General features: G+C 63.1%; 22 protein-coding genes. 7 read left to right on the top strand and 15 right to left on the bottom strand.

Annotated features, from left to right (window positions below):
• Positions 1–45 precede the first annotated feature (45 nt).
• The 8 genes from AC1DUR_RS18110 to AC1DUR_RS18075 all read right to left on the bottom strand — a co-directional run bounded on the left by AC1DUR_RS18110 (position 46) and on the right by AC1DUR_RS18075 (position 9,925).
• On the bottom strand, positions 46–585 hold the full coding sequence (locus AC1DUR_RS18110) for a DUF4442 domain-containing protein (protein WP_477721884.1): 540 nt from the start codon (positions 583–585) through the stop codon (positions 46–48).
• A 145-nt stretch (positions 586–730) separates the two neighbouring features.
• Positions 731–3,172 (bottom strand): 3-hydroxyacyl-CoA dehydrogenase/enoyl-CoA hydratase family protein, encoded by a 2,442-nt coding sequence (locus AC1DUR_RS18105; RefSeq protein WP_477721883.1) that lies wholly within the window; start codon positions 3,170–3,172, stop codon positions 731–733.
• Positions 3,173–3,316: 144 nt separating this feature from the next.
• A complete protein-coding gene (locus AC1DUR_RS18100) occupies positions 3,317–5,113 on the bottom strand; it encodes an acyl-CoA dehydrogenase C-terminal domain-containing protein (RefSeq protein WP_477721882.1) in 1,797 nt (598 codons plus the stop codon).
• A gap of 16 nt (positions 5,114–5,129) precedes the next feature.
• Positions 5,130–5,897 carry a TetR/AcrR family transcriptional regulator gene (locus tag AC1DUR_RS18095; protein ID WP_477721881.1) on the bottom strand — a complete coding sequence of 256 codons (768 nt, stop codon included), beginning with the start codon at positions 5,895–5,897 and terminating at the stop codon, positions 5,130–5,132.
• Positions 5,898–6,389: 492 nt separating this feature from the next.
• Positions 6,390–7,244 carry a fumarylacetoacetate hydrolase family protein gene (locus AC1DUR_RS18090; protein WP_477721880.1) on the bottom strand — a complete coding sequence of 285 codons (855 nt, stop codon included), beginning with the start codon at positions 7,242–7,244 and terminating at the stop codon, positions 6,390–6,392.
• A gap of 48 nt (positions 7,245–7,292) precedes the next feature.
• Positions 7,293–8,039 carry an SDR family NAD(P)-dependent oxidoreductase gene (locus tag AC1DUR_RS18085; protein WP_477721879.1) on the bottom strand — a complete coding sequence of 249 codons (747 nt, stop codon included), beginning with the start codon at positions 8,037–8,039 and terminating at the stop codon, positions 7,293–7,295.
• Positions 8,036–8,767: an SDR family oxidoreductase gene (locus AC1DUR_RS18080; RefSeq protein WP_477721878.1), complete on the bottom strand. Its 732-nt coding sequence runs from the start codon at positions 8,765–8,767 to the stop codon at positions 8,036–8,038. Before AC1DUR_RS18080 ends, AC1DUR_RS18085 begins: the two co-directional genes overlap by 4 nt.
• A gap of 45 nt (positions 8,768–8,812) precedes the next feature.
• Entirely contained in the window at positions 8,813–9,925 is a 1,113-nt protein-coding gene (locus AC1DUR_RS18075) for a mandelate racemase/muconate lactonizing enzyme family protein (protein WP_477721877.1), read from the bottom strand.
• A 184-nt stretch (positions 9,926–10,109) separates the two neighbouring features.
• Between AC1DUR_RS18075 and AC1DUR_RS18070 the strand changes: the two genes are divergently transcribed.
• From AC1DUR_RS18070 to AC1DUR_RS18040, 7 genes are all read left to right on the top strand, one after another.
• Positions 10,110–10,829 carry a FadR/GntR family transcriptional regulator gene (locus AC1DUR_RS18070; protein ID WP_477721876.1) on the top strand — a complete coding sequence of 240 codons (720 nt, stop codon included), beginning with the start codon at positions 10,110–10,112 and terminating at the stop codon, positions 10,827–10,829.
• Positions 10,830–10,919: 90 nt separating this feature from the next.
• Positions 10,920–11,906: a sialic acid TRAP transporter substrate-binding protein SiaP gene (locus AC1DUR_RS18065; protein ID WP_477721875.1), complete on the top strand. Its 987-nt coding sequence runs from the start codon at positions 10,920–10,922 to the stop codon at positions 11,904–11,906.
• Between the two features lie 124 nt (positions 11,907–12,030).
• Complete coding sequence (locus tag AC1DUR_RS18060) at positions 12,031–12,606, top strand: TRAP transporter small permease (protein ID WP_477721874.1); 576 nt, start codon at positions 12,031–12,033, stop codon at positions 12,604–12,606.
• On the top strand, positions 12,607–14,001 hold the full coding sequence (locus AC1DUR_RS18055) for a TRAP transporter large permease (protein ID WP_477721873.1): 1,395 nt from the start codon (positions 12,607–12,609) through the stop codon (positions 13,999–14,001). It abuts the gene before it with no gap.
• 51 nt (positions 14,002–14,052) lie between these two features.
• Positions 14,053–15,579 (top strand): UxaA family hydrolase, encoded by a 1,527-nt coding sequence (locus AC1DUR_RS18050; RefSeq protein ID WP_477721872.1) that lies wholly within the window; start codon positions 14,053–14,055, stop codon positions 15,577–15,579.
• Positions 15,580–15,644: 65 nt separating this feature from the next.
• Complete coding sequence (locus AC1DUR_RS18045; RefSeq protein ID WP_477721871.1) at positions 15,645–16,709, top strand: malate/lactate/ureidoglycolate dehydrogenase; 1,065 nt, start codon at positions 15,645–15,647, stop codon at positions 16,707–16,709.
• A 32-nt stretch (positions 16,710–16,741) separates the two neighbouring features.
• Complete coding sequence (locus AC1DUR_RS18040; protein WP_477721870.1) at positions 16,742–17,503, top strand: SDR family NAD(P)-dependent oxidoreductase; 762 nt, start codon at positions 16,742–16,744, stop codon at positions 17,501–17,503.
• 256 nt (positions 17,504–17,759) lie between these two features.
• Here the strand turns inward: AC1DUR_RS18040 and AC1DUR_RS18035 are convergent, their stop codons facing one another.
• From AC1DUR_RS18035 to AC1DUR_RS18005, 7 genes are all read right to left on the bottom strand, one after another.
• Complete coding sequence (locus AC1DUR_RS18035; RefSeq protein ID WP_477721869.1) at positions 17,760–19,181, bottom strand: mannitol dehydrogenase family protein; 1,422 nt, start codon at positions 19,179–19,181, stop codon at positions 17,760–17,762.
• Positions 19,182–19,187: 6 nt separating this feature from the next.
• Entirely contained in the window at positions 19,188–20,351 is a 1,164-nt protein-coding gene (locus tag AC1DUR_RS18030; RefSeq protein WP_477721868.1) for a beta-propeller fold lactonase family protein, read from the bottom strand.
• Positions 20,348–21,409: an Ldh family oxidoreductase gene (locus tag AC1DUR_RS18025; protein WP_477721867.1), complete on the bottom strand. Its 1,062-nt coding sequence runs from the start codon at positions 21,407–21,409 to the stop codon at positions 20,348–20,350. The genes AC1DUR_RS18030 and AC1DUR_RS18025 overlap by 4 nt, the downstream gene beginning before the upstream one ends.
• 80 nt (positions 21,410–21,489) lie before the next feature.
• Positions 21,490–22,221, bottom strand: coding sequence for an amino acid ABC transporter ATP-binding protein (locus tag AC1DUR_RS18020; RefSeq protein ID WP_477718366.1), 732 nt, complete (start codon positions 22,219–22,221; stop codon positions 21,490–21,492).
• Positions 22,202–22,858, bottom strand: a complete 657-nt coding sequence (locus AC1DUR_RS18015) for an amino acid ABC transporter permease (RefSeq protein ID WP_477721936.1) — start codon at positions 22,856–22,858, stop codon at positions 22,202–22,204. The genes AC1DUR_RS18020 and AC1DUR_RS18015 overlap by 20 nt, the downstream gene beginning before the upstream one ends.
• Complete coding sequence (locus tag AC1DUR_RS18010; RefSeq protein ID WP_477721866.1) at positions 22,858–23,565, bottom strand: amino acid ABC transporter permease; 708 nt, start codon at positions 23,563–23,565, stop codon at positions 22,858–22,860. Before AC1DUR_RS18010 ends, AC1DUR_RS18015 begins: the two co-directional genes overlap by 1 nt.
• A 93-nt stretch (positions 23,566–23,658) precedes the next feature.
• Complete coding sequence (locus tag AC1DUR_RS18005) at positions 23,659–24,465, bottom strand: transporter substrate-binding domain-containing protein (protein WP_477721865.1); 807 nt, start codon at positions 24,463–24,465, stop codon at positions 23,659–23,661.
• Positions 24,466–24,683 lie beyond the last annotated feature (218 nt).

Here is a 24,683-nt window from a genome sequence, read left to right as displayed (position 1 = left end):
TCCCTGCCTTCCCCCAGCGGGGGAAGGAGCAATGCGGGGAGATGTTCAGCTTCCGTCCCCCTGTGAGGGAAGGTTGGGATGCAGGCGACCTGACGGCACCCAAGCCCAAACAAACTCGCACTCGACCGGATTCACGCCGGCCTCATCGGTCACCGTGACCGCCACATTGACTTCGCCCTTGTCACTGGCCTGCATGGCCGCTCGCTGCTCGTCGGTGAGCGTTGCGACGGCGCGCAACGAGCCGGTGGCGCGCTTCCTGAAGGTCATCTTCAGTTCCTTGGCCAGCGGGACGCAGTCGTCTCGCACGTTCATGCCGACCACCATGCCGGTGGCAGTTTCTGCCAGCAGGTTCATGGCCGAGGCATGCACGCCGCCGATGTGGTTCTGCACCTTCTTCTGGTTCTGGATGCCGATTTCAACCCGGTTGTTGCTCATCTGCAAAAAGTCCAGCCCGGCCGTGCCAGTGAATGGCACGGCGCGGCGCAGGATCACGCTGCGAAACCAGGTGCGGGCAAAGGCCGGCACCTCGGACAGGCGCTCGAGCTGGCGCTCCAGGCGGTTGGGGACGTGATTAGGAGTTGTCATAAAAATAGAGAGTTCGTGATTGAGAAAGCGTAGCGAGGAGCCGTCAGGCTAGGCGCGGGTGCCCGAGACCCACCGGAACGTACTTCAGGTACGTGAGGATGGGGCTTGGGCTGCAACGACGCATGAGGGCTCCGCAGTAGCTTTATCAATTACGAACTGGTTTGCCGGTGCTCATCATGCCCATGATGCGTTCCTGCGTTTTCGGGTTTTCGAGCAGCGAACAGAAAGCCTTGCGTTCCAGCGTCATCAAATACTCTTCCGTCACCAGGGTGCCGGCATCCACGTCGCCGCCGCACACCACGTTGGCGATCAGGCTGGCAATGTGAAAGTCGTGGGCGCTGATGAAGCCGCCGTCGCGCATGTTGACCAGCTGGCCCTTGATGGTGGCCAGGCCGTTGCGGCCCACGACCGGGAAGGGCCGCCTGTGCGGCGCGCGGTAGCCGGAGTTGAACAGGGCGCGGGCTTCGTTCAGCGCGATGAACAGCAGTTCGTCCTTGTTCGGCACGATGACGTCGCTGTCCAACAAGTAGCCGAGCTTGCGGCTTTCAATCGCACTGGTGCCCACCTTGGCCATGGCGGCGGCGGTGAAGCCCTCGGTCAGGAAAGGCAGTATGTCCTTGTTGGTGGACATGGCGGCGTTTTCCGCTGCACGGCGCGCAATGTAGGCCAGGCCGCCGGCACCCGGAACGAGGCCGACGCCGACTTCCACGAGGCCGATGTAGCTTTCCATCGTGGCGACGCGTTTGGCCGAATACACCGCCATTTCGCAGCCACCGCCCAGCGCCAGGCCGCGGATCGCCGACACCACCGGCACGGCGGCATAGCGCAGCTTGAGCATGACGTTTTGCAGTTCGGCTTCCGCGCCTTCAATCGCCTTGGCGCCACCCATCATGAAGGCGGGCAGCATGGCCTGCAGGTCGGCGCCGGCCGAGAACATCTCGTCGTTGGACCAGATGACCATGCCCTTGTAGCCTTTCTCGGCGAGGTCAACGCCCATTGCCAGGCCTTCCGCCACATCGGGGCTGATGGCGTGCATCTTGGTCTTGATGCTGGCAATCAACACGTCGCCTTTTTCTCCGTTCGCGCCATCCAGCGTCCAGAGGCGGATGGCATCGTCTTCATGCAGCGTGGTGCCGGCGGTCTCGAAAGCCGGGACGTTGGCACCCAGCACGTCTTCGGGGAAATGCTGGCGCTCATAAACCGGCAGCTTGCGGCGCGGAATGAATTTTTGGGCCGAGGCGCTCCACGAACCTTCGGCGGTGTGCACGCCGCCCGCGTCGGCGACCGGGCCCTTGAACACCCAGTCGGGCAGCGGCGCTTTGCTCAACGCCTTGCCCGCATCAATGTCTTCCTGGATCCAGCTGGCCACCTGCTTCCAGCCGGCCTGTTGCCATAACTCGAACGGGCCTTGCTTGGCGCCAAAGCCCCAGCGCATCGAAAAATCGATGTCGCGCGCGGTTTCGGCAATGCTTTCGAGGTGCACCGCGGCATAGTGGAACTGGTCGCGCAGGATGGCCCAGAGGAAACGCGCTTCGGCGCCCTCGGCCTCGCGCAGCAGCTTCAGCCGCTCGCCGGCTGGCTTCTTCAGCATGCGTCCGACAACCTCGTTCGCCTTGGCGCCTGCGGCCACGTACTCCATGCTCTCGGGGTCGAGCCGCAAGATGTCCCGGCCGACCTTCTTGTAAAAACCGGCGCCGGTCTTCTGGCCCAGGCTTTTGGATTCCAGCAATTTCGCCAGGACCGGCGGCGTGCCGTAGATGTCCGAAAACGGGTCTTCCACTTTCCCACTGCTTGAGCCACCCACGGGGCCGAGGTTGTCCTGCAGTGTCCTGATCACATGCGCCATGGTGTCCAGGCCCACCACGTCAGCGGTGCGGAAGGTGCCGGAGCTGGCGCGGCCCAGCTTCTTGCCGGTCAGGTCATCGACCACGTCATACGTCAGGCCGAAGGTTTCGGCTTCCTTGATGGTGGCCAGCATGCCGGCAATGCCGACGCGGTTGGCAATGAAGTTGGGCGTGTCGTGCGCGCGGATCACGCCCTTGCCCAGCGCGCTGACCGCAAAGGCTTCCAGGTCGTCTAGCACTTTCGGCTCGGTGGTGGGCGTGTTGATCAACTCCACCAGCGTCATGTAGCGCGGCGGATTGAAGAAGTGGATGCCGCAAAAGCGCGGCTTGATCGATTCAGGCAGGGCCTCGCTGAGTTTAGTGATCGACAGCCCCGAGGTGTTGCTGGCCACGATAGCGCCTTCGGCAATGAAGGGGGCGATCTTGTGATACAGGTCGGTCTTCCAGTCCATGCGCTCGGCAATGGCCTCGATGATGAGGTCGCATTCTTTCAACACCTCCATGTGCTCTTCGTAGTTGGCCTGCTGGATCAGCGCCGCGTCCTCGGGCACGCCCAGCGGCGCGGGCTTGAGTTTTTTCAGGCTTTCAATCGCCTTGATGACAATGCCATTCTTCGGGCCCTCTTTCGCGGGCAGGTCAAACAGCACCACAGGCACCTTGACATTGACCAGATGGGCGGCGATCTGCGCGCCCATCACGCCGGCGCCGAGTACGGCGACTTTTTTGACTGTGAATTTTTGCATCATGTGGTTCCGTTAATGGGTTGGGGAGCCCTCACCCCAACCCTCTCCCAGAGGGAGAGGGAGAAAGAAAAGATCGCAAAGAAGGCCAAAGAAACTCCCTCCCCCGCTGGGGGAGGGCGGGGGTGGGGGCTGACCCCGCATGGTTCAAGCCAGCGCCTCATCGGTGTCCATCAGCGCCCGACTGCCTGAACGCGCGGTGCGCATCAGCGTCGCGGTCTCGGGGAAGAGTTTGGCGAAGTAAAACCGCGCGGTCTGCAGCTTGGCCACGTAGAACTTGTCGGTGTTGCCGGCGGCAATCTCGCGCAGCGCGACCTGCGCCATGCGGGCCCAGAAGTAGCCGAACACCAGATGGCCGGCGACCCGCAGGTAGTCGACTGCGGCAGCGCCCACTTCGTCGGGGTTCTGGAAACCCTTGAAGCCGAGCTCGGTCGTGAACTTGGTCATCTGGTCGGCCAGGTAAGCCAGCGGGTTGATGAACTCGGCCATCTTCTCGTTCACGCCTTCCTCTTCGATCAAGGCGCCGATCAGCTTGCCGAATTTCTTCAGCGTGGCGCCGTTGTTGCCCAGGATCTTGCGGCCCAGCAGGTCCAGCGACTGGACGGTGTTGGTGCCCTCATAAATCATGTTGATGCGGTTGTCGCGCACAAACTGCTCCATGCCCCATTCCTTGATGAAGCCGTGGCCGCCAAAGACCTGCATGCAGGCGTTGGTGGCAATGTGGCCGTTGTCGGTCAGGAAGGCCTTGACGATGGGCGTGAGCAAGGCGACGATTTCGCCGGAATCCTTGCGCACCTTTTCGTCGGGGTGGTGGAGCTCCTTGTCGAGCAGCAGCGTGCAGTAAATGGCCAGGGCGCGGCCGCCTTCGGCATAGGCCTTGGCGGTCAGCAGCATCTTGCGCACGTCGGGGTGCACGATGATGGGGTCGGCCGGCTTGTCCTTGGCTTTCACGCCGGAGAGCGAGCGCATCTGGATGCGGTCCTTGGCATAGGCCAGGGCGTTCTGGTAGGCCACTTCGGTCAGGCCCAGCGACTGATTGCCCACGCCCAGGCGTGCGGCGTTCATCATCACGAACATGGCGGCCAGGCCCTTGTTGGGTGCGCCCACCAGGGTGCCCACGGCGTCTTCCAGCACCATCTGGCAGGTGGAATTGCCGTGGATGCCCATCTTGTGCTCGATACCGCCGCAGTAAATGCCATTGCGCGAACCGATCGAGCCGTCCTGGTTGACGTTGAACTTGGGCACGGCAAACAGGCTGATGCCCTTGCTGCCCTGTGGCGCATCGGGCAGGCGGGCCAGCACCAGGTGCACGATGTTGCTGGTCATGTCGTGTTCGCCGGCGCTGATGAAAATCTTGTTGCCGGTCAGACGATAGGTGCCGTCGGGCTGCGGCTCTGCCTTGGTGCGCAGCAGGCCCAGGTCGGTGCCGCAGTGCGGCTCGGTCAGGCACATGGTGCCGGTCCATTCGCCGCTGGTGAGCTTGGGCAGGTAGATTTTTTTCTGCTCGTCGGTGCCGTGGGCATGCAGGGCTTCATACGCACCGTGCGACAGGCCCGGGTACATCGTCCAAGCCTGGTTGGCCGAGTTCATCATTTCGTAAACGCACTGATTGACGACAAAGGGCAGGCCCTGGCCGCCGTACTCGGGGTCGCAGCTCAACGCGGCCCAGCCGCCTTCCACGTACTTCGCATACGCTTCCTTGAAGCCTTTGGGCGGTGTGACTTCATGGGTGGTCTTGTCCAGCGTGCAGCCTTCCTGGTCGCCGCTGACATTGAGCGGGAAGGTGACTTCAGCCGCAAACTTGCCGCCTTCTTCAATCACCGCATTGATGGTGTCGGCATCGATGTCGGCATGCCGCGGCAAGACCTTCAATTCATCGGTGACCTTGAGCACTTCGTGCATGACAAATTGCATGTCGCGCAGGGGTGGGGTGTACTGAGGCATGGAGGGTCCTTTGGCTTTAAGCCGGTTTCGAAGATGAAGATGTTTTGGGAGAGATTTTTGCCGGCGCCTTCGTCGGCGAAGCGCCAGGGGATGGCTCTGCCGGCGACGGCGCATCGTTGCCGTAACGCGCCAGGATGTTGGCAAAGCCGGTGTTGGCGCGGGCGACAGAGCCGGGGGACTTCAGGAAACGGGCTTCGTAATGCAGCGCGAGAATGAGTCCGTGAATCTCGAAGACCATCTGCTGTTCGTCGGCATCGCGCTGCAGGTGCCCGGCCTCCTTGGCCTGCATCACGGCGCGGTACATCGCGGCCAGCCAGGTCCGCACCGAGCCCGCCAGCGCATCGCGCACCGGCCCCGGCCGGTCGTCGAACTCGACGGCGCCGCTGATGTACAGGCATCCCGAATCGATCTCGACCGAGGTGCGGTTCATCCAGTTGTGAAACAGTGCGCGCAGGCGCGGCAGACCCCTGGAAGCCTGCAATGCCGGGAAGAACACCTCTTCCTCGAAGCGGCTGTGGTATTCGCGGACCACCGAAATTTGCAGTTCCTCGCGTGAGCCAAAATGGGCAAACACGCCGGACTTGCTCATGTGCATGACTTCGGCGAGCGCCCCGATGCTCAGGCCCTCAAGGCCGATCTGCGTGGCCAGCCCCAGAGCTGCATCGACAATGGCCGCCTTGGTCTGCTGGCCTTTTTGCTGGCTTTTGGGCACGAGTGCACCGATCGCAGGGATAGGCGCAGCCGGGACGGGAACGGTTTTGACAGGGAGTTCATTGACGGTCATGGGATTGAGCCAAAATAAAACGAACGATCGTTCTATTTTGCAACAATTCGAAGACGGTCAAGCCCTGCGGGTGATGGAGTGTCTGTTTATAGAGAACAAGGTCTAGCCAAACCAAGGGTAAACCCTAGAACAAGCCCACCCCCGTCCAGGCTCACTGCGTGTAGCCTGTTCCCCCCTCAGGGGGCGGAGAAATTGGCTCCCCCTGTCCAAGCTCACTGCGTGTAGCTTGTTCCCCCCTCTAGGGGGCGGCGCCTGCGGTCTGGCAAAGCCAGTCCCGCGGCCCCCGCTAGTTGTGTTCGCTCGAACTCTTCACCCAGTATGAGCCGTGGAACCGGCTTTGCCGGGCCACAGGCGCAGCGGCCCCCGAGGGGCTGGAGCCTGCGGCTCCAAAGCTGCTCGAGCAGCTTTGGACAGGCGACAGAGGCGAAGCGTCTCGCGAGCCGCGGCCTGCAAGGCCTCGGGAGTTACGCGAAGCGAGCGACCGTGGGGGCTTTATTTCACGAGCTTGAACGGCACCACAGTCTGCTTCTGCTCGCCCAGGCCCTCGATCCACACCGTCATCTGGTCGCCCTTTTTCAGGTACACCGGCGGTTTCATGCCCAGGCCCACGCCGGGAGGCGTGCCTGTGGTGATCACGTCGCCGGGCTCCAGCGTCATGAACTGGCTGACGTAGCTGACGAGCTTGGCCACGCTGAAGATCATGGTTTTGGTAGAGCCGTTTTGCATGCGCTTGCCGTTGACCTCCAGCCACATGCTCAGTTTCTGCGGGTTGGGCACGTCGTCGCGCGTCACCAGCCAGGGACCGATCGGGCCGAAGGTGTCGCAACCCTTGCCCTTGTCCCAGGTACCACCGCGCTCGATCTGGAACTCGCGCTCGCTGACGTCATTGATGGTGCAGTAGCCGGCCACATAAGTGAGCGCGTCCTTCTGCGACACATAGCGTGCGCGGGTGCCGATCACCACGCCGAGCTCGACCTCCCAGTCGGTCTTGACCGAGCCCTTGGGCAGCATGACCGGATCGTTGGGCCCCTGGATGCAGCTGGTGGCCTTCATGAACACGACGGGTTCGGCGGGAATCGGCAAGCCGGACTCGGCCGCGTGGTCGGCGTAGTTCAGGCCGATGGCGATGAACTTGCCGACGCCGCTGACCGGGCAGCCCATGCGCGGCGAACCCCTGACCAGCGGCAGCTTGTCGGTTTTCAGTTTGCGCAGCTTGGCCAGCGCGGCATCGCCGAGCTGGTCGGGACCGATGTCCTTGATCACGCCGCTGAGGTCGCGCAGCTTGCCTTCGGCATCAATCAGTCCGGGCTTTTCCTTGCCCGGGTTGCCATAACGAACGAGTTTCATGGTTTTCCTTCTGGTTAAATCAAAGTCACATCAATCACATCAATCACATCAATAGGTCGAACGCCCGCCAGACAGGTCGAACACGGCGCCGGTCGAAAACGAACACTCTTCGGTTGCCAGCCACGTCACCATGGCCGCGACTTCCTCGGGCGTGCCGAAGCGGCCCATCGGGATTTTCGACAGCATGAACTGGATGTGTTCCGCCGTCATCTGGTCAAAAATTGGCGTCTTTACCGCAGCCGGCGTCACGCAATTGACGCGCACGCCAGTATCGGCGAGTTCCTTGCCCAGGGACTTGGTCAGCGCAATCACGGCGGCCTTGCTGGCACTGTAGGCGCTGGCATTGGGATTGCCGTCCTTGCCCGCCACCGAGGCGATATTGATGATGCGGCCATAGTTGCGCGTGCGCATGTGCGGCACCACCTCGCGGCAGCAGAAGAAAAGTCCGTTCAGGTTGACCTGCTGCACCTGCATCCATTGCTCGGGCGGGTAGTCCCACAGCTTGACGTTGGGGCCGGTGATGCCGGCCGAGTTGACCAGCACATCAATGACCGGATGGTGGGCCACGGTTTGCCGCACGGCGTCCACCACACTGGCATGGCTGCTCACATCCACCACAACGGTATGCACACCCGCGCCGAGTTCGGTTCGGGCCGCCGCCAGCGCCTGCGGGTTGAGGTCCCACACGGTGACAGTCGCGCCCGAAGCCAGCATGCGCTGCGCAATGGCAAAGCCCAGGCCCGCCGCGCCGCCGGTGATCACCGCATGGCGGCCGGCCAGGTCAAGCTGGTTCATATGGTCATGCCGCCGTCGATGGCATAGGACTGCCCGGTCACAAAGGCCGATTCGTCACTGGCCAGAAACACCACGAGCGGCGCAATTTCATGGGCCTGCGCGAGGCGGCCCATGGGCTGGCGCGCGATGAAATTTTTCCGCGCCTCGTCGGGGTCCTCAAACACATTGATGCGGTCTTGCAGCGAGGGGGTGTCGACCGTGCCGGGGCAAATGGCATTGCAGCGCACACCCTGCGTCACGAAGTCAGCGGCCACGCATTTCGTGAGGCCGGTCACCGCGGCCTTGGAGGCGCCATAGACAAAGCGGTTCGGCAGGCCCTTGAAGCCGCAGACGCTGGCCATGTTGATGATGCTGCCGCCGCCATGGGCCAGCATATTGGGCAACACGGCCTGGATCATCCAGAACTGCGAGCGCACATTCAGGTTGAAGGCAAAGTCCCAGTCCTCGTCGGTGGCCTGCAGGATGGAGCCAGCGTGGACAAAGCCGGCGCAGTTGAACAGCACGTTGATCGGCGGCAACTCGGCCGCCAGTTTCTGGATGGCGGCCTTGTCGAGCACATTGAGCGCTGCAGTTTTGATGTTGGGCACGCCGGCGTAGTCGGCGAGCAGTTTCTCATTGACGTCGGTAGCCCACACCTGGGCGCCCTCGGCCGCCATGGCCAGCGCGGTGGCCTTTCCGATGCCCTGTCCGGCGGCCGTGACCAGTGCGGTTTTTCCCTGGAGTCTCATGCTTGTTCCTTGGTTGTTGACGATGATTGCGATGATTGCGATGGCTTACTTGATGGTCACGTCGGCAAGCTGCCGCTTGCCGATGACGGGCCAGTCCCATTCGATGCCCAGGCCGGGCGTGTCCGGCGGAAAGGCGTAGCCCTCCGCGACGCGGATGCGGCTGGTCGTGATGTCGTCGAGCTGCGGTATGTACTCGACCCAGGCCGCGTTGGGCACGGCGGCGCACAGGCTCACATGCAGCTCCATCAGGAAGTGCGGACACACCGGCACATCAAAGCCCTCGGCCAGATGCGCCACCTTGATCCAGGGTGTGATGCCGCCAATGCGGGCCACGTCGGGCTGGACGATGCTGCAGGCGCCCTGCTCCAGGTATTCGCGGAACTGGCTGAGGTGGTACATCGACTCGCCCACCGCCACCGGAATGGCCGTGTGTTCGCGCAGATGCCGGTGGCCGGAGATGTTTTCCGCCGGCAGCGGCTCTTCCAGCCAGGCCAGGTCCAGCGCGGCAAAAGCCGCCGCACGGCGCACGGCTTCGGGGCGGTTGAAGCCCTGATTGGCATCGGTCATGATGTTGAAGCCCGCACCGACCGCCTCGCGCACCTTGGACAGGCGCGCCACGTCCTCGCTGACATGCGGCCGGCCGACCTTGATCTTGGCGCCCTTGAAACCTTCGGCCTTGGCGGCCAGCGTCTGGTCCACCAGCTCATCCGCGCTCAGGTGCAGCCAGCCGCCTTCGGTGGTGTACACCGGCACTCGCGGCTGCGCGCCACCCAGCAGTTGCCACAAGGGCAGGTTCTGGCTGCGCGCGCGCCAGTCCCACAGCGCGGTGTCCACGCAGGCCAGCGCCAGGCTGGTGATGGCTCCGACGGCCGTGGCGTGGGTATGGAAAAACAGGTCTTTCCAGATCGCTTCAATCAGCAGCGGGTTGCGGCCCAGCAGGCGCGGCGCCAGGTGGTCGTGCAGCAAAGCCATGACCGACGAGCCGCCGGTGCCTATGGTGTAGGCGTAGCCGGTGCCCTCCACGCCATCGCTGCAGCGCACGGTCAGCAGCAGCGTCTCCTGCGTCACGAAGGACTGGATGGCGTCGGTGCGCACGACCTTGGGCGGCAAATTGACCTGCCGCAGGCGGATGGATTCGATCGTTACTTGCGGTTTCATGGTGCGGAAGGGTATCCAGGGTTATTCGCGGTTATTCAGGTCGGTTATTCAGGTCGGTTATTCAGGTCATGAACGGTATTACAGGGTTTAGCCGGATGCCACCGCCGGTGGATTTATGGGATTATCAATTGGTCTTACCACTTGTCCAATTCTGGCTAACCCTTAATTCGCCGCCAAAGCCCGCATGCCCATCCAAACCGTCGAACCGAAACGCCTGTACCGCCAGATTGCCGAGCAATTGCGCTCGCTGATCAGCAAGGGCGAGTTTGCGGCTGGCAAACGCCTGCCTGCTGAGCGTGACCTGGCCAAGCAACTGGGCGTGAGCCGTCCCTCCGTGCGTGAAGCCCTGATCGCGCTGGAAGTGGAAGGCTGGGTCGAAGTGCGCACCGGCTCCGGCGTTTACGTGCTGGACCGGTCGAACCAGGTTCAGCGGAAAAACGGGCCGCAGATTGCGCCGACCGAATGGGGACCGCTGGAACTCATCCGGGCGCGCCGCGTGGTGGAAGGCGAAATTGCCTCCATGGCCGCCGTCCAGGCCAAACGCAAAGACATTGACGCCATGCGCAAAGCCATAGACGCCATGAAAAGCGATGCCGGGCGCGGCGTGCTGCCGCTCGAAGGCGACCGGGCCTTTCATACCGCGATCGTCGAGGCCTGCGGCAACGTGGTGCTGATCGAAACCGTCCAGAGCTTCTGGGATTCGCGCCGCGGCCCGCTGTTCACGCGCCTGGGTGGCTATTTCGAGACCATGAAGTCATGGCAATCCGCCATCGACGAGCACGAAGCGATTTACGCCGCCATCTGCGCGCATGACGGCGCCGCTGCCCGCGCTGCGATGCATGCCCACATGGACAAATCCCACACCCGATTCAGCGCGAGCTGGCGCCGCGCGAAGACGAGCTGATGCCTGCGTCCAGCACTTCCCTGCTTTTACTTTTACCTTCTTCAATTTTTTAACTTTTCACGTTCACCTTTTTTCAACCGAGGAGACAACATGACAAAACGATCGACGATAAAAACCATGGCCCTGTGCGCAATATTGGCGGGGACCATGGGGTCATTTGGCATCGCCCATGCGCAAACCAAGCTGAAGTGGGCCCACGTGTATGAAACGTCGGAGCCCTATCACAAGTGGTCGGTCTGGGCGGCAGACGAGATCAAGAAGCGCACCGCCGGCCGCTACGAGATCCAGGTGTTCCCGGCTTCCACGCTGGGCAAGGAAAGCGACATCAACCAGGGCTTGCAGCTGGGCACCGTCGACATCATCATCTCGGGCGCCTCCTTCGCTGCCCGCAGCTTTCCGCGCATCGGCGTGGGCTACTACCCCTACACCTTCCGCGACCCTGAGCACCTGCTCAAATACTCCAAGAGCGATGTCTTCAAGGAACTGGCCGACGGCTATAAGCAGAAAACGGGCGTGCAGACCGTCGCCGTCACCTACTACGGCGCACGCCACTCCACCAGCAACAAGCTCTTCAAGACCTGCGATGAAATGAAGGGCCTGAAGATGCGGGTGCCGGACGTGCCCGCCTACATGGCCTTGCCGCGCGCCTGCGGCGCCAACCCGACGCCGATCGCTTTTGCCGAGGTCTACCTGGCCCTGCAGAACGGCACCGTCGATGCGCAGGAAAATCCGCTGCCCACCATCGAAGCCAAGAAGTTTTTCGAGGTCCAGAAGAACATCATCCTGACCGGCCACATCCTGGACTCACTGGTGACGCAGGTCGGCCCCCACGTCTGGACCAAGCTCAGCGATGCGGACAAGAAAATCTTCACCGACGTGATGCAGGAGGCCGCAGCCAGCGCCACGGCTGACATCAAGAAACGTGAAGGCGAGCTGGTCGACGAGTTCAAGAAAAAAGGCCTCAATGTCGTCACGGTCAACAAGGACGAGTTCCGCGACCGCATCGTGAAAGCCGTGGACATGAGCTCCATGGGCTATGACAAGAAGGATTGGGACCGCATCCAGGCCCTCAAGTAGGCACTGCGTGTTGCCCCGCCGAACCTGGGCGGGGCTTAACGCTGCAGATCGCCATCCCCATGCCATTCGATCCCCTCCCCGTCGCGGGGAGGGGCTTCCCCACCAACCCCTGCGCCCTACCATCATGATCACCATTCCTGACATCGACGCCCTGCCCAAGGTCATGGGCGACGACGGCGAGTTCCATGCCACCGACGAAGCGGTTGACCTGTCGGACACACCCGCCGAAGCCTGGGCGGCACTGCTGTTTTTCTGGGCACTGGGGCTGACGGTTTTCTACCAATTCTTCACACGCTATGTGATGAACGACTCCGCCGCCTGGACCGAAGAGATCGCGCGCTACCTGCTGATCGCCACCGTGTTCGTGGGCGCCGCCATTGGCGTGGCCAAGAACAACCACATCCAGGTCGACTTTTTCTACCGCTTCATGCCACCCTGGCTGGGGCGGGCCATGGCCCTGCTCACCGATGTGCTGCGCATCGCCTTCCTGGCGGCTGCGGTTGTATTGACCTGGCAAATGATGATGAAGATGGGCAATTACAAAATGACCATCGTCGACTTGCCCATGAACCTGGTGTATGGCATCTGCCTGATCGGCTTTGCGGCCATGTGCGTGCGCTCGCTCTGGGTCATGCGTGTGCACGTGAAGCGCGGCTACAGCGTGCTGGAACGCCCTGAATCCACCATGGAGGACCGTTAAATGTTGAAGGTTGTTTTCCTGTTCCTGATGAGCGGCGGCCTTCCGGTGGCCATGGCCATGGCCGGCGCCTCGCTCCTCTACATCCTGTTCACCCAGAGCTCCCCGCCCTTCGTGGTGATTCACCGCATGGTCAGCGGCATCGACAGCTTTCCGCTGTTGGCCGTGCCCTTCTTCATCCTGGCCGGCAACCTGATGAACAACGCCGGCATCACCAACCGCATCTACAACTACGCGCTGGCGCTGGTGGGCTGGATGAAGGGCGGGCTGGGCCATGTCAATGTCGTGGGTTCGGTGGTGTTTGCCGGCATGAGCGGCACCGCCATCGCCGACGCGGCCGGACTCGGCACGATCGAGATCAAGGCCATGAAGGACCACGGCTACAGCACCGAATTTGCCGTGGGCGTGACGGCGGCTTCCGCCACGCTGGGGCCCATCATTCCGCCCAGCCTGCCCTTTGTGATCTACGGCATGATGGCCAACGTCAGCGTCGGCGCATTGTTTCTGGCGGGCATACTGCCGGGCGTCATGATGGCCATCCTGATGATGCTGACGGTGGCTTACTTCGCCCACAAGAACGGCTGGGGCGCCGACGTCAAGTTCGAGTGGAGCCGCCTGAGCAAGGCGCTGATCGAGACCGCCGTGGTCATCGGCTGGCCCCTGCTGCTGTGGCTGCTGATCGGCAAGCTGGACTTTCCGCCGCAAGTTACCGTGGCCGCCGCGCTGGTGGCGCTGTTCGCGGCCGACAAGGCGTTCAAGTTCCAGGCCGTGCTGCCCATCATGACGCCGGTGCTGCTGATCGGCGGCATGACCACCGGCATCTTCACGCCCACCGAAGGCGCCATTGCTGCCTGCGTCTGGTCGCTGATTCTCGGCTTTGCCTGGTACGGCACGCTGACCTTCAAGAGTTTCGTGAAGGTGTGCCTCGATACCGTGGAGACGACGTCCACCGTGCTGTTCATCGTGGCCGCGGCGTCCATCTTCGGCTGGATGCTCACAGCCACCGGCGTGACCACCGACATCGCCAGCTGGGTGCTGGCTTTCACCAAGGAGGCCTGGGTTTTCCTGCTGCTGGCCAATGTACTGATGCTGTTTGTGGGCTGCTTCCTGGAGCCTACGGCGGCCATCACGATTCTGGTGCCCATCCTGGTGCCCATCGCCGTGCAGCTGGGCATTGACCCCATCCATTTCGGACTGGTGATGGTGCTCAACCTGATGATTGGCCTGCTGCACCCGCCCATGGGCATGGTGCTGTTTGTGCTGGCGCGCGTGGCCAAGCTCTCGGTCGAGCGCACCACCATCGCCATCCTGCCCTGGCTGTTTCCGCTGCTGGGCAGTCTGATCATCATCACCTACTTCCCCAAGCTGGTGCTGTGGCTGCCGAAGATGTTTTATTGAAATGTCTTGTTGATGTATTTTGTTGAAATGTTTGACTGAAGAGAAATTTCCATGACCCCATTCATTCGCCTTCACCCTGCCGATGACGTCCTGATCGCCCGCCAGCAACTGCTGAGCGGCACCAGCGTCGAAGGTGTCCCGGTCAAGGGCCTGATCCCGGCCGGCCACAAGATTGCCACCCACGCCATCGCGCCGGGCGAGCCCGTGCGGCGTTACAACCAGATCATCGGCTTTGCCAGCAAACCGATTGCCGCCGGTGAGCATGTGCACACGCACAACCTCGACATGGGCCCGGACAAGGGCGACTTCGAGCGCGACTACGCCTTTGGCGCCGATGTCAAACCCGAGCCGCCGCGGCGGGAAGCCACCTTCATGGGCATCAAGCGGGCCGACGGCCGCGTCGCGACGCGCAACTACATCGGCGTGCTGACCAGCGTGAACTGCTCGGCCACGGCGGCCCGCGCCATAGCCGACCATTTTTCGCGGCGCACCAACCCGGCGGCACTGGCCGATTTTCCGAATGTCGATGGCGTAGTGGCGCTGACCCACGGCACCGGCTGTGGCATGGACACCGAGGGCATGGGCATGCAGATGCTGCAGCGCACGCTGGCCGGTTACGCCACGCACGCCAACTTCGCCGCCGTGCTGGTGGTGGGGCTGGGCTGCGAAGCCAACCAGATCAATGCCTGGCTGGCCCACAGCAGCCTGCGGGAAGGCGAAACCTTCAAGGTGTTCAACATCCAGGACACGGGCGGCACGACCAAGACCGTGGCCAAAGGCGTGGCACTGATCAACGAGATGCTGCCCGCGGTCAACAACGTGAAACGCGAGCCCTGCAGCGCCGCGCACATCACCATCGGCCTGCAGTGCGGCGGCTCGGACGGCTACTCCGGCATCAGCGCCAACCCGGCGCTGGGCGCGGCGGTGGACCTGCTGGTGGCACACGGCGGCACCGCCATCCTGAGCGAGACACCCGAAATTTACGGCGCGGAACACCTGCTGACGCGCCGGGCGGTGAAACCCGAGGTGGCAGAGAAGCTGATCCAGCGCATCAAGTGGTGGGAGCACTACACCGAAATCAACGAAGGCGAGATGAACAACAACCCCTCGCCGGGCAACAAGGCCGGCGGGCTGACCACCATCCTGGAAAAATCGCTGGGCGCCGTCGCCAAGGGCGGCACCAGCAACCTGCAGGCGGTCTACGAATACGCCGAGCCGGTGCAGGCCCACGGCTTTGTCTACATGGACACGCCCGGCTACGACCCGGTCAGCGCAACCGGCCAGGTGGCCGGCGGCGCCAACCTGATCTGCTTCACGACCGGCCGCGGCTCGGCCTATGGATGCGCGCCCTCGCCCTCGCTCAAGCTGTCGACCAACTCGGCGCTGTGGCGCAAGCAGGAAGACGACATGGACATCAACTGCGGCGAAATCATCGACGGCAGCAGCACGGTGGCAGAGATGGGGCAACGCATTTTTGAACTGGTACTGGCCACCGCCTCGGGCTCACCCAGCAAGAGCGAAAAACACGGCTACGGGCAAAACGAGTTTGTGCCCTGGCAGGTCGGCGCGGTGATGTAGTCCTTTTCTTCACTCCCTCTCCCAGGGGGAGAGGGAATAAAACCCAGAACACCTTCAACATCCTCATGAGCCACACCATCTCCGCCCCCCAGTTACGTGCACAGGTAGCTACGGTTTTAAAAGCCGCCGGCAGTTCGCCCGAAGAGGCGGCCACCGTCGCCGCCAACCTGGTGCTGGCCAACCTGAGCGGCCACGACTCACACGGCGTGGGCATGCTGCCGCGTTACGTGGACGCGGTGCTCGAAGGCGGCCTGAAACCCAACAGCGGCGTGCGGGTAGTCCTCGACACCGGCTCGCTGCTCACGCTGGACGGCCAGCGCGGTTACGGCCAGGTCGTCGGCGAGCAGGCGATGGCGCTGGGCATAGACCGCGCCAAGACCCACGGCAGCTGCATCATGACGCTGGGCAATGCCCACCACCTCGGGCGCATCGGGCACTTTGCCGAAATGGCGGTGGACCAGGGCCTGGTGTCGCTGCATTTTGTCAACGTCCAGTCGCGCCCGGTGGTGGCGCCGTTTGGCGGCGCCGACGGGCGTTATGGCACCAACCCCTGCTGCATTGGCATCCCGCTGGCAGGGCGCGAACCTTTCATATTGGACTTTGCCACCAGCCGCGTAGCACAAGGCAAGATGCGGGTCGCACACAACGAAGGTCGGCGCGTCGAACCCGGCACACTGATTGACGAACACGGCCGCCCCACCACCGACCCGGGCGTGGTGGTGGTGCCCCAAAGCAACGGCCTGTTTGGTGCGCTGCTGGCCTTTGGCGAACACAAGGGCTACGGCCTGGCCGTGGCCTGTGAGTTGCTGGGCGGCGCGCTGACGGGCAGCGGCACCTGGCACCGCCCAACCGACCCCGCCGTGCGTGCGGTGGTCAACGGCATGCTGAGCATCCTGATCGACCCGGCCAAACTGGGCACCGAGGCCACTTTTGAGCAGGAAGCCGTGGCGTTTGTCGACTGGCTGCAGGCCGGCCCTGTCGCACCCGGCTTTGACGCCGTGCAGATTGCCGGCGACCCTGAGCGTGCCACCCGTGTGCAGCGCGAAGTCGATGGCATCGAGGTAGATGCCCAGACCTGGCAAGAAATTGTTGCGGCAGGCCGCAAGGTCGGCGCGACATTGCAAAACTGATTTCCGGTCATAAACCATCAAGCAACTTTTAAATGTCCCTCAACACCATGACTCCCCCCATTCAAGACCAGGTCGCCCTCGTCACCGGCGCCAACGCCGGCATGGGCCTGGCGACCGTCCGCGCCCTGCTCGACGCAGGCTACCGGGTGGCCGCCACCGACTTGCGGACCGACCAGGTCGCCAGCACGCTGGCAGCGCACGGCGACCGGCTGGCCTGCTTCACCATGGACGTGAGCGACCAGGCCCAGGTGCATGCGGCCTGCGACCAGATCGAGGCGCGCTTCGGCCGCATCGACGTGTGCGTGAACAACGCCGGTTTTCTGCAGTACGCCAATTGCGAACAAACCACCCCCGAGCTGTGGCGCAAGACCCTGAGCATCAACCTCGACGGCGTGTTTTACGTGAGCCAGCGCGTGGCGCCGGGCATGAAGGCACGCGGCTTTGGCCGCATCGTCAACGTGTCGTCCTACGGTGCCAAAACCGGCGGCCTGTCGCCGCTGCCGGCCTACGCGGCCAGCAAGGGCGGCGTGATTTCGCTGACTTTCAGTTTTGCACGCGAATATGCCCCGTTTGGTGTGACCTGCAACGCCCTGGCCCCAACCTTCGTCAAGACCCAGATGCTGACCGAGCAGGTCAGCGCCGAGCGGCAAGCCGAGCTGCGCCAGAAAATCCCGGTGGGCCGCTTTTGCGAGCTCGAGGAATTTGCCCACAGCGTGCTGTTTCTGGCGCACCCGCTGAGTGGCTTCATCACCGGCGAAGTGCTGGACCTCAACGGCGGCCTGCAGTTCGATTGAGTGAACCCGCGCCTGTTCGCACCCCGACCGCGGTGCGAACAGGTCGCAGCGATGCGACGCAACCCGTGCGCCGTCTGATTGCCTTATGGCCTTATTGACTTATTGCCTTGGTTTATTGACGTCAATCATGGCGCCACACCGTTCGGGCTGAGTCTGGCCTGTCCTGGGCTTGTCGAAGTGACGAAGCCCTGCGAAGGCTCAGGACGAACAGTAGCCGAATGCCCGTCTGATGATGGAGAGAAGTCCCGGCAAGGGCTCAGTCTGACGGATGCAGCTGCGCCAGCGCAGCGGCGACACCCTGGTGCCGAATGACCTGCAACCAGTGTTCCACGCGCGCGGTCCAGCGTGCGTCGTGCGGCAACACCTCGCCCCATATCGAGCTCACGGCGAGCAGCGCACGCACCGTGCCAGGCACATCGTCCCGGCGCCGCTGCGCGGTGGCCTGCAAGGCCGCCCCCAGCGGGTCCGAGATGGCATAGGCCTGGCCCTGTTCATCCGCGCCCAGCAGGTAGCGCATCCACACCGCCGCGGCCAGCGCCAGGGGCTCAATCGAGCCGTTCGCCGCCAGTTGCGCCAGCACCGTCGCTTGCCAGCGCAAGGGAATCTTGAGCGAGCTGTCGGTGGCGATCTGGTGCACCTTGTGCCGGAGTTCGGGATTGGCAAAACGTGCCAGCAAGGCATCGCGATAGGCCGGCAGCCCGGGGCGCTGCAGGTGCGGCATCACCAACTCGGTCATCAGGCTGCGAACAAAGCGGTGGATGTCAGGCCGGGCAATGCAGTCGGCCACCGTGGGCACACCCAGCACCGCACCGATCAACGCGATGGCCGTGTGACTGCCGTTGAGCATGCGCAGCTTGGCCTCCTCAAAGGGTTTGACGTCTTCCACCACCTGGACACCGGCAGCCGCCAGCGCGACGCCATCCGCGTCGTCGACAAAGCGGCGCTCGATCACCCACTCCCAGAATTCTTCGGTGCCCAGCGCACAAGCATCCACCAGTCCCAGCGCTTGTGCCGCATCGCTGCGATGCTGTGCGGTGGCGGCCGGAACAATGCGGTCGACCATGCTGTTGGGGAAGGCGCAGGCGGTGTCAATCCACTGCGCCAGCGCAGCATCGTGCTGCGCCGCATCCACACACAGCTGCTGCAGCTTGCGGCCGTTGTCAGAGAGGTTGTCGCAGGAAGCGATCGTCAGCCCGCCCAGACCCGCCGCGCGGCGCGCCGCCAGCCCCTGCACCAGCAAGGCCGCCAGTGCGGGGCCATAGCCTTTTTCGGTCACGGTCAACGTCACCCAACGCGTGCCGGGTGCGGCGATGGCCGCCACCACCTGCCCGGGCTCGCGCGCCGCCACGCAGGCCTGCAACACCGAGCCGACCATTTGCCAGCGCAGCGCCTCACGGCTGGCCACCTGCACTGCATACAGCCCATCTTGCGCAGCCAGCGCGTCGGCCAATTCGGTCGTGCGCATGGCCACGCCCAGCACGCCCCAGCGCGGGTCGCCGCGCTGCAGCAGGGCATCAAACACCATGGCCTGGTGGGCGCGGTGAAAGGCGCCCAGCCCGAGGTGCACCACGCCTACGTAGGCATCGGTGCGGCGGTAGCGCGGCAGTTGAACTGGTGATGGTGTGGCAAGCGCAGAGTCCGTCAACTGCGTCAGTGTGGCTTGGTTCAATGGCTGCATAGGTGATCAGGTGGATGGAAAATCGACGGTGCGGATGGCGGCAAAGCTGCCAAAGGCGATGGGCAGCCGCTCGCCAGAGTCGGTGAAGCCCTGGCTGCTGACGCGAAACACCTGCAGCTCACGTTCCACGGTGTTTTGCACCAGCAGGGCGGTGCTGTCGTGCGAAAACGCCGCGCCCTGCGCCCAGCGGCCAATCGGGTGCTCGGCATGGTGGACCAGCTGCAGGCCGCTGACACGGAACACCACCAGGGTGCCGTGCGGGTTGAAAAAAGGCGAGTCCTCCGCACGGGTGGAGCCGTTATGGCACACCGCCACCACCCAGGCGCCATCGGGCGAGATCAGCACCGCTTCCGGGGTGGCGGCAACACCCAGCGTGTCCACCACGCGGTAGGGCTTGCGCCTGAGATCGATCACGCTGATCGAATCCGCGTCGCCGCTGACCCGCCCCACGTTCGCCGTCACCGCGAACTGGCCGTTGGGCGCCACCGACAGGCCATAGGGCTTGATGCCGGCGCTGATGTCGCGCCCGGCCGCCCGCACCTGGCCATCGGCCACATCAAAGACCGACACGAAATGGTCGCCGTCGCGCGACACCAGCAAGGTGGCGCCATCGGGCGTGAAGGCAGTCGAAGCGGGCTGGCACTGGCGGTCGCCGACCGGCACGGTGGCGGTTTTGACCAGGGCTTGGCCCTCGACACGGAACACGGACAGCGTGCCGTCATTGCGGTTGGCCACCACGGCCATGCGCCCGTCGGGTGAAAACGACACCCCCGTGGGGCCCAGTCCGGCTTCCAGGGTTTGCGTGATGCGTGCGGGCCCGGACGCGATGTCGATGACGGTCACGCGCGTGTCGGGTACCGTGCGCGCGGGGTTGGCCGGATCGGTTTTTTGCGCGGCCGTGACAAGGGCCAGCGTCTGGTCCGGGCTGACGGCCACGCTTTGCGGCGGACCGGCCAGGCTGGTGGGCATGGCCAGATAGCCCACCTCCCGGGGCGGGAAGACGGACAGGTCGTACAGCATGGCGCCGTCGCGCTCACCGTGGTTGATGACTTTGATGGCGCCCTTGTCCAGCACCAGCTTGCCGTCGACGGCCGAGATGGCGATCTGCCTTTCTCTGGTGGTAGTGGCTCCGGCGCTAGTGGCTCCGGCGCTGGTGGCTGCCGTGGTCATGCATTGCCCAGGGGCGCAACGCCCAACTGGGTCGCACAGGCCGCGAGTTTGTCCAGCGTGGCGTCACTCAGGGCGATGCCTTGTTGCTGCGCACGCGCGATGTTGCCGCTGGCCTGGTCGCCCGGCAAACGCACCAGACCATCGGGCTGAACCGGCGTGCTGGCGCGGCAGGCGTCGCCAATGAAATCCATTTGGGTGAGGAAGTTGTCGCGGCCGGCAAAGGCCTCGGGGTCCATGACCTGCAGAAACACGTTGGCGCCCCAGCGGTTGGGGGCATCAATGCGGCCGTGGCCGGCCAGCCCCTGGGTCAGGGCCTCGACCATCAAGGCCAGACCAAAACCCTTGTGGCCGTATTCCGCACCGCCGAGCAGCAGCAGGGAGCCGCGCGGCGTGGTCTGCTCCAGCACACGCGGGTCGGTGGTCGGCTGGCCGGCGTTGTCCATCAACCAAGGGTGTTCAAACTGCACACCGGCTGCGGCCTTGGTGCGGGCCATGGAGACGGTGGTGATGGAAGCACAGATGTCCACCAGCACCGGGGCCTTGCTGCCGGGGTAGCCGATGGCAAACGGGTTGGGGGTCAACACCGGGTCGCGTCCGCCAAAAGGCGCGACAAACTTGCCGCCCGGATCGGACGTGGCCAGGATGGCCACCAGGCCCCGGTCGGTGGCCTGTTTGACCAGCGCGGCCAGGCAGGCGATGTGGTGGCTGCGGCGCATGGCGAAGGTCACGACGCCGTGCCGGGCGACACGCTCGAACGCCAGGCTCAAGGCCTTGTCGACCAGCCACAGACCGGGCAGGTAGTGGCCGTCCCACACCACGGTGGCCCCCGTGTCCCGCACCACTTCGGGCTCGCCGTCAGTGCCCATCAGCTGGTTCTTCAACTGGTCGATGTAGAGCGGGCACAGCGCCACGCCGTGGGTATGGCGCTGCATCATGTCGGTCAGCACCAGCAAACGAGCCACGGTGTCTGCCTTGGCGGCGGGCAGGCCGGCGGCCGTGAGCAACTGGCTGGCAAATCGGGTCAGGTCGGCGGGGGGGTGGCGTTGGGCTGTGGTCATGGACTTGAATCGCAAATTTGAATGGGGTGAGTGAATGGAACGAGGCGTTGCAATGAAGACACAATGAAGGATAAGGACGACTATTTCAGGCTGCCGCCAATGAACTGCCTGAGCTCGGGCGTTTGGGGTGAGGCGAAGAGTTGCTCTGACGGGCCGGCCTCCCAGACCTTGCCCTGGTGCATGAAGACGGTGATGTCGGCGACGCTCTTGGCGAAACCCATCTCGTGCGTCACCAGCAGCATGGTCATGCCGTTTTTGGCCAGGTTTTCCATCACGATCAGCACCTCGCCCGTCAGCTCGGGGTCCAGCGCGGAGGTCACCTCATCGAACAGCATGACCTTGGGCTGCATGGCCAGCGAGCGCGCAATCGCCACGCGTTGCTGCTGCCCGCCGGACAGCTTCTCCGGGTAGGCGCCGAATTTCTCCGAGAGTCCCACCTGCGCCAGCGTCGCCTCGGCAATGCGCCGGGTTTCTTCCCGCGAGATGCCTTTGGTGATGCGCGGCGCCAGCATGATGTTTTCACCCACGGTCAAATGGGGGAACAGGTTGTAGCTTTGAAAAACAATGCCCACGTCCTTGCGCAGTTCCCGCAAATGCCGGCCGCTGTTGTCGAGCTTGTGGCCGGCAATGTCGATGTTTCCGGCGTAAATCGTTTCCAGCCCGTTGAGGCAGCGCAGCAAGGTGCTTTTGCCCGAACCGCTGCGCCCGATGATGGCCACCACCTGGCCCGCCTGGACATCCAGCGAAACACCCTTGAGCACCTCGACTGCGCCAAAACGCTTGACGACATTTTCAATTTTGACGATTGGCATGTACTTTCCTCTCTAACATTTTGCTCAGGTGGGACAAGGGGAAACACAGCGAGAAATACAGCAGCGCCACGATCCCGTAAACCATGAAGGGAGAGTGCAGGCTGGTCTCGATGTGCTCGCCGGCGCGCATCAGGTCGATGTAGCCCACGACGGACACGATCGAGGTGTTCTTGATCAGCTGGACCAGAAACCCGACCGTGGGCGGCAGCGAAATACGCACCGACTGCGGCAGGATGATGAAGCGAAACTGCTGGGCCCGCGTCATGGCCAGCGAGGACGAAGCTTCCCATTGCTGGTAAGGCACCGACTCCATCGCACCACGCCAGATGTCGGCCAGATAGGCCCCGGCATACAGGCCCAGGGCGATGGTGGCAATGACCAGTGCCGGTGGATCGAAACCCATATAGGCCAGCCCGAAATACGCCAGGAATAACACCAGCAAAACCGGCAGGCCCTGCAGCACCTGAATGTAGAGAACCGCGACATTGCGCAGCAGATTGTTGTGAGACACCCGCGCAATGGCAAAAAAAGCACCGATCACACTGCCCAGCAAGAGCGACGAGACGGTCAGTGCCAGCGTCCAGCCCAGAGACCGGATCAAAAACATGAATTCGGGAAACCCGAAGCTTTCGATCATCATCCCAAACCTTTCGAAACCGCATTGGCTTTGGCGTCCTGCAGCGCCGGGAACAGCGTCCGCCCCAGCACGGCCAGGCCCCATTTCATCAGCAGCGCGACGCCGAGGTAAATCGGTGCGGGGATGAGGTAGGCCTCGAAGCCGCGCGCGGTGTTGGACTCCACAAACTTGGTGGCGGCCATCAGGTCGGTCACCGGAATGAACGAGCACACGCTGGTGGCCAGCATGGTCAGCACGAACTGGCTGCTGAGCGCCGGCCAGACCCTGGCCAGCGCCGGCATGATGACCACATGGCGGTACAGCTGGGCGCGGGTCATGGCCAGGGACAACCCGGCCTCCAGCTGGGACGGGTGGATGGCGTCGATGCCGGCCCGAATGATTTCCGTGGAATAGGCGCTTAAATTAAGCATCAGCGCCAGCAAGGCCCCCATCAGCGGCGGGATCGGAAAGCCCATCGATCCCAGTCCGAAGTAGATATAAAAAAGCTGAACGATAAAAGGCGTGTTGCGCAAAAACTCGACATAGACCGTGACGAGTTTGGGAATCGGCTGGGGTGCGATCTTGCGCGCCAGCGCCAGTGCCACCGCCAGCGCAAATCCCAGCGGAATCACGCACACCACCAGGCCCAGCGTACCCAGCGCACCTTCGGCGTAGAGCTGCCAGCTGGCAAAAATCGATTGAAAATGAAGCTCGGCTTTCACAGGCATCTTTCAGCGGGTTGAACGGCAAGGCACGCACATTGGCGCCGCTTCAGGCGGCGCCAATGCCTTATCCCGGGGGACCAGGGATCAGGGGAAAAATCAGAAGGTAGGCAGATCGGGCAGCGGGGAGCCAATCCACTTGCGAGCAATTTCGTCGAGCTCTCCGTTGATCTTGATGTAATAGATCGTGTTGTTCAGCCACTGTTGCAACTCGAAAGCGTCTTTGCGCACGGCCATCGAGTTGGGCTGTTTGCTGAACATGAATTTCAGCGCCATATCGCCATCGGGCCGGGCCTTCAGACTCTGGTTGGCCATGGTGTCGGGCTCGGCACAGGCGTCGATTTGCCCCGAAAAGACGGCCTGGATGACGGCGGCATCGGTGTCAAAACGCACGACCTTCAAGCCGACCAAGCCCTCCTGCTTGACCAGTGTCGGCTCTACGCTGGAGCCGCGATTCACGCCGACCTTTTTGCCTTTGAGGTCCGCCCAGTCCTTGATCTTCAGGGCTTTCTTGGCGTAAATGCCGACCTGGAAGGCGTTATAGGGAATGGTGAACATCACCGTCTTGGCGCGCTCAGGCGTGGGCGCCAGGGTCGAGACGAGAAAGTCCACCTTGCCAGACTCGAGCGCCGGAATACGCGCCGGCGGCTCCAGCGCCACCATCTCCACCGGCACGCCCAGGTACTTGCCGAGCAGGGTCGCGGTATCGGCATCAAAGCCCACCGGATTGCCGGACGAGTCCACCGCCCCCATCGGCGGAGCCCCCACCAAGACACCTATCTTGACCTTGCCCCGCTTGACGATGTCGGTGACGGTCTGGGCTGAAGCGACATTGCCCGTCAAAGCGACGCTGGCCAGAACCGTCAGGCCGACCGCCGCAACTCTGAGAATTTTCTTGATCTGCATAGATGACTCCGCTTGGGTTTGATTTGAAAAAGCCAGGTTTTGGGAAGAGCTGGCCTGACACCAACTGAACGGAAGTTTAAAAGTGGCAACCAGAAATGCCATAGTGGTAAACCAGTAAAGCCAAAATTGGTAAACCACTTATAGTTTGGTCTAACCAGTAAGCGCTACGAGATACACTTATGCATCCCTGTCACATTCATGGCCCCCAAAAGAGCAGC

The sequence above is a fragment of the Polaromonas sp. P4_F4 genome (assembly GCF_056401355.1).
Note: the sequence above shows the minus strand (reverse complement) of the source record. Positions and strands in the feature narration are given on the sequence as shown.